A 9,277-nucleotide genomic window follows, 5' to 3' on the forward strand; every position below is an offset into this window, starting at 1 on the left:
ATGATCGGCGAGCTGGCGCTGGTGCCGCCGTAGACCGCCCAGCCGGAGCCGCCGTAGGTGTCGTAGACCGCCACGCCGGTGGCCGGGTCGGCGACCGCGGAGACGTCGGCCTCGCTCGTCGGCACTGGACGTCGCCGCAATGAGCACCAGGACCGCGCACGCTGTCTAAAGCGAGGCGTTTGCCCACCCGGCAGCCACGAGGTGTCGCGGTCCGCACTCGAACATCCCGAGATCCAACCGCTCCTTCGGAACGCCCTTGGCAACGGATTAGGGCCTCTTGGTAGCTCGGAGGTTGTTGAAGCCACGAGCAGCCCCAGGAGGCCCTACTGTTGCAGTGTTTCGCGTTCGCGGCCACGGAGTCCACCTCGTGTCGACGACGCGTGAGGCCTGACCCTGTGACGGCGGATATCAGCTCGTCAGCTGTGAGACGCCGATGATCTGGTCCTTCGGCGGAGCCTGGACGGTGACGGGGTCGTCGTAGCGGGAAAAGAGCACCGTGCCGGCGTCCTTGCCCGTAGGCCTTGCGATCTTCAGCGGATACGGCGTGCCGGTCGCTGCCACGTAGAGGTACATCAGCGAGCCGTCGGTGTCACGGCCCTTCAGTACCACCGTTGGCACTCCGCCCATCGTCGCGGTGCCGGACTTGGCGATGTCGGTTTCGTTGTCGTCCGTCGCTACCTCCTTGAGGAAGGCGTTCAGGTCGCAGAACTTCGCCAGGTCCTTCATGTCCGCCGAGGATGTGAGGTCGAGCCACTTCCCCGCGAGCCGCTTCCTCGCGGCGGCGGGGACGCCCATTGCTGTGATCATGGCCTGGTCGGGCTGCATCAGGACCTGCCCGTCCGACTTGGTCATGTGGAAGCTTCCCTGGGCGCCCATGCTCAGCCGGTTGTCGCAGTGGCCCACCCGGTCCATCCTCATGGTGCCGCTCGTTTTGCCGTTTCCCTTCGATTCGAGGGTTATGGTCAGCGACGAGGCATGCTTCAGTGCATTCTCCGCCTTGTCGGAGATCTGCTGGGCGGTGAGACCGGTGAGCTGCGAGGTCGGCGCGGTTGAGGGCGCCGCGGGGGTACCACCCACTGTGGCGGAGGCCGCGGTATGGGACCCGCACCCCGTCGCGAGTGCGGTGAGTGCGGTGCAGGCAAGGGTGGCGGTGAGGAACCGCAACGGGCGCATTCTGCCTCTTTCTGGATCAAGTCTGTGACCAGCCTGAGAAGGCGGCACGAGAAGGTAACACGGCTGTCTGGGGTGCCCATTGCCCTGGTTATCGGGCGCTGATCCGCCGACAAGGAAGCGCTCATCCCGGTCCCGCCACCTGCGTCAGCACCGTAGGCACCTACGTCCAGCACATGCCGATCGCGGAGAGCTGTTGTCGTTCCGATCTTGAGGGGTGCGCGTCGAAGGGGAGTCTCGATCGAGTGATTGCTGCTGGCCGCGGGCATGAGAACAGGGCCTCTTGGTAGCTGGGGGTTGCGAAGCCAACCGAGATCCGGGAGACCCTGTTGCGGCAGTTGTACGTGCTCGCGCAGGTGGAGCTCAACTCGGCTGCACCGACGTGTGATTGTGTCGCTCACCGGTCGGGCCTGCCGCCGGTCATCCGGAACGTGTTCGGCGGTATCCCTTGGACATGACGGACGCGGAGTGGTCCGTGGTCCGGCCGCTGCTGCCGGTGCCGGGCTGGCTGCGTGGCCGGGGCGGCCGGCCGGAGGCGTACTGCCACCGGGCCATGCTCGATGCGATCCGGTATTTCGTGGACAACGGGATCAAGCGGCGGGCGATGCCCTGGGACTTTCCGCCGTGGGACCGGGTCCATGCATTCTTCCGCCGCTGGCGTGACCATGGCCTGGTCAGGGAGTTCCACGACCGGCTGCGCGGACAGGTCCGCGAGAAGGTGGGCCGGGATCCGGAACCGACGGCTGCGATGATCGACTCACAGTCGGTCAAGGCTGATGCCTTCGTCGGATCGGACAGTCGCGGCTTCGACGGCGGCAAGCTGGTCAACGGGCGCTAGCGGCACGTCGTGGTCGACACCCTTGGCCTGCTGCTGGGCGTGATGGTCACCGCCGCGGACCTCGGCGACCGAACCGCCGCCCGGGTGCTGCTTGAGCAAGTGGCAGGCGCGCACCACCGGTTGGCCTCGTCTGGGCGGACGGCGGCTACACCGGCAGCCTCGTCGAGCACTGCCTGGCCGCGTTCTCCCTGGCCCTGGCGATCGTCAAACGCAGCGACGACATGCGTGGCTTCGTGGTGCTGCCCAAGCGGTGGATCGTCGAGCGCCACTTCGCCCAGCTGATGCGCCCCCCGCCGCCTGGTACGCGACTACGAACGCCACACCACCAGCGCCGAAGGGATTCAAGCGGGTGAGCAGCTCGAGTCCCGGTTCGTGGGTGATCGGGTCGACGATGTCGCGGGTGCGGGCTGTGTCCAGTCGGCAACCCTCAGCGCGGTGTACGCCAGCATCGAGGCTTCGCCGACCGTGAGTTTCACCATGGCGTCGTTGGTGGCGGCGGCGATCACTCGGTTGCGGATCGTCCGGGCGTTCTCCCAGCCGCGCCAGACTCCTTCCTGGCGGTCTGCATCGCTGCCGCGCCTGACGTTCTGGCTGGGGCGGTGGGTAGGCCAGTACCAGCTCGGCCGCCGCGCGCCGGTGGCTGGCCCGCCCCCGCACGCGGGCCTCCGCGACGATCCGGGACCGCAGCATGCCCGCATGCTGCCATTTCTGGGACTGCGCATGGCGTTCCAGGGCTGCGCAGTCCGGGCACAGCGGCGGCCCGTACCGGGTCGGTGGCTTCCACGAGCGGCTTGTGCGCAGCAGTTCCGTGTCACAGCCGGCCCAGAAGATCCCGGAGGGCGACGGGCCACGGCTCCGGTCTGGGTACCCAACGCTGGGTCGTGGAGCGCGCATTCGCCCACCTGCACTGGTTCCGCCGCCTGCGGATCCGCTGGGAGATCCGCGACGACATCCACGAAGCCTTCCTCGCCCTGGGATGTGCACTCATCTGCCGGCGACGTCTGCGCTCACACTGTTGACCCGCCTAGCAAGTTGGACGAGGTGACTGCGGATCAGGAGTGCATGCTGCTTCCTGGGCGGCCATAACCTCATCGCCGTATTCGAAGGCCCAGGCGCCGACGGCGTCGATGGGCGCCAGCACGGTCCGACCCAGAGCGGTGAGCTGGTACTCAACCCGTGATGGTGCGTCGGGGTCTGCCAGCCGGTCGACCAGTCCGTTGAACTGCAGCCGGCGCAGAGTCTCGGTGAGGACCTTGGAGCTGATGCCCCCGATCCGCTCCCGTAGTTCGACGGGGCGCCTGGGGCCGTCGCGCAGCGCCCAGAGCACCACGGCGTTCCAGGTGTTGGAGAGCAGGTCGAAGGCGAGGCGGGCACGGCAGTCGGCGAGGAAGGCGTCGGTCGTCACGTACCAAATGGTGCCCGAACCGCCTTCTAGCGTCGGTGTGAACGGCGAAGCAGGCACAGAGAGGGAACGTGTGATGAGAATCGGCGTACTGGGAACTGGCAACATGGCCGACGCGCTCGCCACCCACTGGGTGCGGGCCGGGCACGAGGTGACCATCGGGGGACGGGACGCACACAAGGCGGAGCGGCTCGCGACGCGCGTCGGAGGCAGCGTGAAGCCTGGCAGTCTGCGCGGGGCGGCCGAGTTCGGTGAGGCGGTGTTGGCCGCGCTGCCCTTCGGGGCGGGAGCAGACGTGGCTCGGGACCTGCACGTGGCTCTGGAGGGCAAGGTGCTGATCGACTGCTCCAACCCGGTCGGGCCGGGCTTCCGGCTGCTGACGGAAGGAGGCTCCTCAGCCGCGCAGCAACTGGCCGCGGCGGCGCCAGGAGCCCACGTGGTCAAGGCTTTCAACCTCTGCCACGAGGACGTCTGGCGCATGCGGCCGCCCGTCTTCGACGGGCGACCACTGGCCGTACCGGTCTGCGGGGACGACGAGACAGCCCTCGCGCGCGTACGCGAGTTGGTGCGGGACGTCGGCTGCGAACCCGTGGCCGGCGGCGGTCTCGAACGTGCGGGACTCCTGGAAGCGACCGCTGCGCTGTTCATCGCCCTGTGGGTCGGCGAGGGAGCGGATGCCCAGGCAATCGCACCTCCGCTGGCATACGCGGCCGGACCGAGCCACCAGGAAACGGAAGGCGGCACGGGGGCTTTCCGTCAGGAGTTCTCATAGCAGCAGAGCGGGGACACGGAAACACCGCGCCCAAACGTCTGACCTGCACACATACGGCTGTGGCCCGCGAACACACCAGGTGCTCGCGGGCCACAGCCTCAGGAAGACCAGCTGGTTCAGACAGTGTCCGGGTCGACGCCCTGCACGCGGGCGAGAGCAGACAGGACCCGTTCAATCGTGTCCAGACGGTCGGTGATCGACCGCTCTCCCGGCGCGCCGACGGCGTTGGCGAGGGAATCGATGTTCCCGAACGCCGTGCGCTGCTGCTCACGGATCTTCGTCAGCTGCGTCCGGCCAGTGCGGAACGCCTCCGCCTCCAGGTCCCGCAGCCGCTCGTCGTGCGTCGCCGTCTCATTCGCCATGCCCACTGTCCTGCCAGGCCCGCGCAGCCCGATCAGCCGCCCTGGCGAACGAGCAGGACCGACGTGATCAGGCAGAAGATCGGCAGGCCGACTGTGGGCATGTCGGTGTAATGCCCGCAGTCGGCCGGGCTTCGCCCTCGGAGAGGAGCCTGGCCCATCAGGCCGTCACCAGGTGACGCCCTTCTCGGTCAAACCCATACTGGAAACGCTCGCCTGGGTAGATGTGCTCGGTGTTCAGCTCTGGTCTCCGAGCCTGTCGGGCCCCAGCTCCGGCTCAAGACCGACTTCACCTGCGGCAGCCGGGCTGGGGCCCGCGCGCCATGAGTCGGTGCCAGCGCGGCAACGGCGCCGGCCGGATACCGGTCCGTCCATGCCCGCGTATCGGCCGGCCCAGTGGCGGGGCCAGGGATGGTTCTCGATCCAGTAGCTGAGCAGACTGGCGGCGGCCACTCCGGCGCCGTAGGCGGGACCGCGGAGGAAGTGTCCGGCGGCCGCTCGGCGCTGCCTGCTGGCCCACGGGCCGCGCCGGGAGCGGGGTGGTGGGTCGGCGGCCGGTGTGGGTGTGGTCACGGGCGGGTCCCTTCTGGGGACACAGCGAAGGGAGCCTTCCCGGGCGAGGACGGCGCCCTGGGTGGGCTCCCTTCTGCGGCTGTGTGCGATCAGTGGCTGGTGAGTTCGCGCAGTTGGTCGGCCAGGTGCCGGCCACATTGTCAGTTCGTGACGTAGGCCACACCGCCCTGCGGTTTAGTCGCAGGTGAGACCCCTCCTCGTACGGGTGGAACTCGCCAAACTACCTGCCGCGCAAAGGGGTTTGATGCTAGAGCAGCTCAGCTGTGCGCAGGCTGCCAGACCCACGCATGCGAGCGGATACGGCGGCCCCCTGCACTGGGAAGCCGGAGCGCCCAGCGGCCGGACAAGTCGAACGGGTCGGCGAGTCGCCGCCCCCTGAACGAGGACTGGACCCGCCGCTACGGGGGAGAGCGACGGGCCAGCCAGCCCCACGGTCCCACACCGCCGGCCGACGCGCACCCCATTCGTGAAGCAGAAGCAGGAGTCCTCAGCCGAGGCCCAGCCTGCTGAGCGCGGTGGTCCAGTCAGTAACGATGGCCTGCTGCGCAGCCGCCAGGGTGACCTTCCCCGAGCAGACGGCCGTGTGCAGCTTCGTCTCCACGGGGTCCTTCTTGTTGTTGATGCCGCCGCCGGGCTTGTGTCCCGGATCGGCGGGCTCCGCCCACAAGTTGCGGGTGTCGTTGGGGTCGCCCCCGAGCTGCAGGGAAAGCAGGTGGTCGTACTCGGCATCCTTGAGGCTGCCCGTGTAGCTGTAGGAGGCGGCGTTGAGCCTTTTCTCCTTGCCGGTGACAGAGGCCGGCGGGCGAACCCCCTTGGTGTAGCCGCCCTTGGCGCAGGCCGTCGACGTCAAGTTCGCCTGCGTCACCGCCGGCGAGATCGCACCCGGCGTGCACGACCGGTCCTCGAGGGGCTCGCCCTTCTCGTACCAGTAGTGACAGCTGCCTGCGGGCGGCGGCTGCTGCTACTGCACCGTGTACGTCGTCTGCGGCCCCGCACCCACCGGGATCTTCGTCGTACCTGCTGGTACGGCATTCTCAGAGGGCCCCGCCGCCGCTCCGCCCTTCCCTGAGGTGTCCGCCTCGGAGTGTGAGCCCGATGAACAACCTGCCAGCAGCAGGAAGGAGAGCAGCCCCGGCGGCACGGCGCGGCGGATGGAACCCATGACGTCCCCTCACGAACGAGCGACAACTGGGCACATGCTGCCCCACCCGGAGATTCGCCTACCGCCCACCCCCAGGCGCACAGAGGCTCGGGGACCGGCGCACCCGTGCCAACCGCATCCGCTCCGCCGGCACTGACGCACCCCGACATCGCGGCTCCGCAGCCGTCTTGAAGTTGAATCACGGCATGCGGAAATGAGGTGGATGGGCGCTGATCGCCATGTCTGAGACGGGAGTGGAGCGTCCGGTTCGTCGCTGTGGATCGTGTCGGATGAGCAGTACGCCCTGACCCGACCCAAGGTCCAGGTGCAGATCTATCCCACGATTGGCCCAGTCAGACACTCTTCAAATGGACCACATGTCCGGACCACTGCTGCATAGGCTCGGCACCAATGCGGCTGACACCACGAGCGACCTCTGCAGGGATCCCGAGATCGACACTGCTGCCTGCTGTGGATTTCCGGCTCGTACCTCCTGGTCGGCCGGACTGAGTGAGAGGACAAAGATCTGCTGTGAAGGCGTGCGGAGTATCCGGGGCCGAGAAGGAAGCCGCCCTGCTGGAGTTGCCCGAACCGTCATCGCCCGGGCCCGGTCAGATCCTGGTGGCGGTTGAAGCGGCCGGTGTCGGCCCGTGGGACGAACTGCTCAACGGCGCCGGCTGGGACGTGGGACTGCGCCCCCCGGCGGCACTGGGAGTGGAGGGCGCGGGCAAGGTACTGGCCGTCGGCGCGGGTGTCACCGGGTTTGCCGTGGGCGACCGGGTGCTCGCCCACGAGGCCCCACTGCCCGGGGGAAGCGGCTTCTGGGCCGAACGCGTTCTGATCAACGCGGATCACACGGCGGCCTGCCCACCCGGGCTGGACGCCGTGCACGCGGCGGCGCTGCCGGTCAACGGACTCACCGCGTGGCAGGCCCTGGAGAAGCTGGACCTCAGCCGAGGACAGCGGCTCCTGATCACCAACGGAGGCGGGGCCACCGGCGCCCTGGCCATCCAGCTCGCCGCGGCCAAGGGCATCGAGGTGACCGCGACCGCCTCTGCTGCCGCCACACAGCGCCTGCTCGGTCTGGGAGCGATGGAGGTCGTCGACTACCACGACCCGAACTGGCCGGCCAAGGTACGCGGCGGGTTCGACGCCGCCCTCACCATCGCCACCGGCACGGCGGACGCCGCGCTGCCTTTGGTGCGGGACGGCGGACGACTGTGCTCCCTGACCTCCGACGCGCCTGCGGAGGAACGAGGCATCACGAGTTGGGACCTCTACCTCGAGCCCAACGCCACGCAGCTTGTCCAGATGGCGGAGCAGGTCGCCGAGGGAACCTTGAAACTCGCACCGCAACCCCTGCCGCTGAGTGAGGGACCGGCTGCGTTTGGCCGGGTGGTATCCGGACGGGCCGGCGGTAAGAAGATCGTGCTCACCCTGCCATGACCCGACCGGGCACCGCCCGATAGGACCACGACTGGGAGGACCTCGCCGCCTTCGACGGCGCCCCCATCACCCAGCCGTCCCTGTTCATCGGCGGCAGCCTGGACGCTTCCACGACACGGCTCGCCTACGCGATCAAGGAGTACCCGGTCACGCTGCCGAGCCTGGTCTCCTCCCACCTCCTCGACGGCTGCGGCCACTGGATCCAGCAAGAACGGCCCGACGAGGTCAACCGACTCCTGACCGCCTGGCTCGCTGCCTTGCCCACCTGACGCACCCCCCAGCGGCGCCCAGTGCTGTCGAAACACGGGTTCTGGCTCGCTTTCCATGAAGCGGTCACACACTGTTCAGTGACGTCGGCCGCTGAGATGATCGCTGCTCACCCATAGCTGAGGAGTCGGGGCCCCAGATGAGTAGCTGGTCGCCAAAGGTAGATGAGGTGTTGAAGGCGTCGGGATGGACGCCTGGACGGAAGGTAGACACGGCCCGCTGGCGATCCATGTTCGAAGCGGTCGCCCTCTCCACGCACGACGCTGCGGAAGCCTTCCTGCAAGAGTTCGGCGGTTTGACTGTGAACGTCAGCGGACCAGGGATCAGCTGTGCACGCACGCCATTCGAGCTGGACCCCGAGCTGGCCTGGGGCGAGGATGACCGATTCACGGAGTGGGGCGAAGCGATCGGGCGCCGTCTTTACCCGCTCGGCGAGCTGGACCACGGCCGGTTCTTCCTGGGCATCGATGAAGTGGGCGTGATCTATGTCGTCGCGACCTGGGTCGCCAGCTTCGGACCGATGCCTCACGCCATGGAGAACTTGGTTCTCGGCGTGGCTCCTCGCCGAATCGATGAGGGGTACGAGCCAGCGGGACAGCCGTCCTGACGCGTCGGTCACCCGTAGAGCGGTACTCGCTTTCGGAGGAGCAGGAATCCGGCACCGCCGAACATCTTCCGTTTAGGCATCTTGATCCGGTTGACGTGGCCCTCTACGACACCCGAATTCCAGGGCAGGGTGAGACCGGCGATGACAGCGTCGCGGGCTCGGTCGATACCAGCGGCGAGTGTGTGGAGGCCGGGCAGACCGGTCACGCCAGCCCTTTGGCCTGCGACTTCAGGTTGGCGGATGCTCACGCAGTGGAGTGGATGCCGGGCATCGTCGGTGCGCACCACGGCATCGGGTGCGCGGCATCGGTGCGCTCAGTGGCCGGCCTCCCGGCCGCGGTGGGGTCCGGGCTCCTGCGGGCGGTGCGCCCGCTGGTCGTCCTCGCGCACCGGGTGCACCGGGTGCGTTCCATCGGCATCGTCCTGTTCGGCGTCGCGGTCCGTGCGAGCGCGGGAGGCGTCAGCCGCCTTGGTGAACGCGACCCGGAGGTGGCGCAGCCGCTCGGCCGTGAGGTCGAGGGCTTCCACGTCCGTGCGGGACGCCCGCAAGGCCCGCAGCGCCGTCATGTCGACCGCCTCCCGAGGTTCGGCCTCCGGCTCCTGGTCGTCGTGCTCGGGGTCAGTGGCCGGGGGCCCGAGCAGCTGCTCGGGCATCGCCGGCTGCTGGTGCGCGACGACGTCGTATCCCCGGCCCCGCGCGGCG

Annotated in this window: 9 protein-coding genes and 4 pseudogenes; 6 read left to right on the plus strand and 7 right to left on the minus strand. The window is 68.5% G+C overall.

Translation table 11 applies throughout. The annotated features are described in order from the left end of the window. A pseudogene (locus tag ABT288_RS50465) lies at positions 1–230 on the minus strand (hypothetical protein); the annotation flags it as partial. Between the two features lie 178 nt (positions 231–408). Then, a complete protein-coding gene (locus ABT288_RS48170; protein ID WP_351622941.1) occupies positions 409–918 on the minus strand; it encodes a hypothetical protein in 510 nt (169 codons plus the stop codon). A gap of 706 nt (positions 919–1,624) precedes the next feature. Between ABT288_RS48170 and ABT288_RS48175 the strand changes: the two genes are divergently transcribed. Continuing rightward, complete coding sequence (locus ABT288_RS48175) at positions 1,625–2,008, plus strand: transposase (RefSeq protein WP_351622944.1); 384 nt, start codon at positions 1,625–1,627, stop codon at positions 2,006–2,008. Positions 2,009–2,844: 836 nt separating this feature from the next. Then, positions 2,845–3,027, plus strand: a pseudogene (locus ABT288_RS48180) (transposase); the annotation flags it as partial. A 5-nt stretch (positions 3,028–3,032) separates the two neighbouring features. On the opposite strand, the gene ABT288_RS48185 reads toward ABT288_RS48180, so the two are convergent. Next, positions 3,033–3,413 (minus strand): winged helix-turn-helix transcriptional regulator, encoded by a 381-nt coding sequence (locus tag ABT288_RS48185; protein ID WP_351622947.1) that lies wholly within the window; start codon positions 3,411–3,413, stop codon positions 3,033–3,035. A gap of 73 nt (positions 3,414–3,486) precedes the next feature. Between ABT288_RS48185 and ABT288_RS48190 the strand changes: the two genes are divergently transcribed. Then, positions 3,487–4,182, plus strand: a complete 696-nt coding sequence (locus tag ABT288_RS48190; protein ID WP_351622949.1) for an NADPH-dependent F420 reductase — start codon at positions 3,487–3,489, stop codon at positions 4,180–4,182. A 116-nt stretch (positions 4,183–4,298) separates the two neighbouring features. Here the strand turns inward: ABT288_RS48190 and ABT288_RS48195 are convergent, their stop codons facing one another. Further along, a complete protein-coding gene (locus tag ABT288_RS48195; RefSeq protein ID WP_351622952.1) occupies positions 4,299–4,544 on the minus strand; it encodes a hypothetical protein in 246 nt (81 codons plus the stop codon). A 1,057-nt stretch (positions 4,545–5,601) separates the two neighbouring features. Beyond that, positions 5,602–5,979 carry a hypothetical protein gene (locus tag ABT288_RS48200; protein ID WP_351622955.1) on the minus strand — a complete coding sequence of 126 codons (378 nt, stop codon included), beginning with the start codon at positions 5,977–5,979 and terminating at the stop codon, positions 5,602–5,604. 807 nt (positions 5,980–6,786) lie between these two features. On the opposite strand from ABT288_RS48200, the gene ABT288_RS48205 reads away from it, so the two are divergent. The 3 genes and pseudogenes from ABT288_RS48205 to ABT288_RS48215 all read left to right on the plus strand — a co-directional run bounded on the left by ABT288_RS48205 (position 6,787) and on the right by ABT288_RS48215 (position 8,575). Continuing rightward, positions 6,787–7,701 (plus strand): NADP-dependent oxidoreductase, encoded by a 915-nt coding sequence (locus tag ABT288_RS48205; protein WP_351622958.1) that lies wholly within the window; start codon positions 6,787–6,789, stop codon positions 7,699–7,701. A 23-nt stretch (positions 7,702–7,724) separates the two neighbouring features. Next, positions 7,725–7,970: pseudogene (locus ABT288_RS48210) on the plus strand (alpha/beta fold hydrolase); the annotation flags it as partial. A 137-nt stretch (positions 7,971–8,107) separates the two neighbouring features. Then, entirely contained in the window at positions 8,108–8,575 is a 468-nt protein-coding gene (locus ABT288_RS48215; protein ID WP_351622961.1) for an SUKH-3 domain-containing protein, read from the plus strand. 8 nt (positions 8,576–8,583) lie between these two features. On the opposite strand, the pseudogene ABT288_RS48220 reads toward ABT288_RS48215, so the two are convergent. Further along, positions 8,584–8,772: pseudogene (locus ABT288_RS48220) on the minus strand (ISL3 family transposase); the annotation flags it as partial. Between the two features lie 117 nt (positions 8,773–8,889). Continuing rightward, the coding region (locus ABT288_RS48225) for a hypothetical protein (protein WP_351622963.1) at positions 8,890–9,277 on the minus strand (388 nt) is incomplete at its 5' end.

It is taken from the genome of Streptomyces sp. NPDC001093, assembly GCF_040298985.1.
Taxonomy (GTDB): domain Bacteria; phylum Actinomycetota; class Actinomycetes; order Streptomycetales; family Streptomycetaceae; genus Streptomyces.

Excerpts from the sequence above, each read along its gene's own strand:
- ABT288_RS48170 (WP_351622941.1), bottom strand. The coding sequence starts at position 918 with ATGAGGATGGACCGGGTGGGCCACTGCGACAACCGGCTGAGCATGGGC.
- ABT288_RS48175 (WP_351622944.1), top strand. The coding sequence starts at position 1,625 with ATGACGGACGCGGAGTGGTCCGTGGTCCGGCCGCTGCTGCCGGTGCCG.
- ABT288_RS48190 (WP_351622949.1), top strand. The coding sequence starts at position 3,487 with ATGAGAATCGGCGTACTGGGAACTGGCAACATGGCCGACGCGCTCGCC.
- ABT288_RS48195 (WP_351622952.1), bottom strand. The coding sequence starts at position 4,544 with ATGGCGAATGAGACGGCGACGCACGACGAGCGGCTGCGGGACCTGGAG.
- ABT288_RS48215 (WP_351622961.1), top strand. The coding sequence starts at position 8,108 with ATGAGTAGCTGGTCGCCAAAGGTAGATGAGGTGTTGAAGGCGTCGGGA.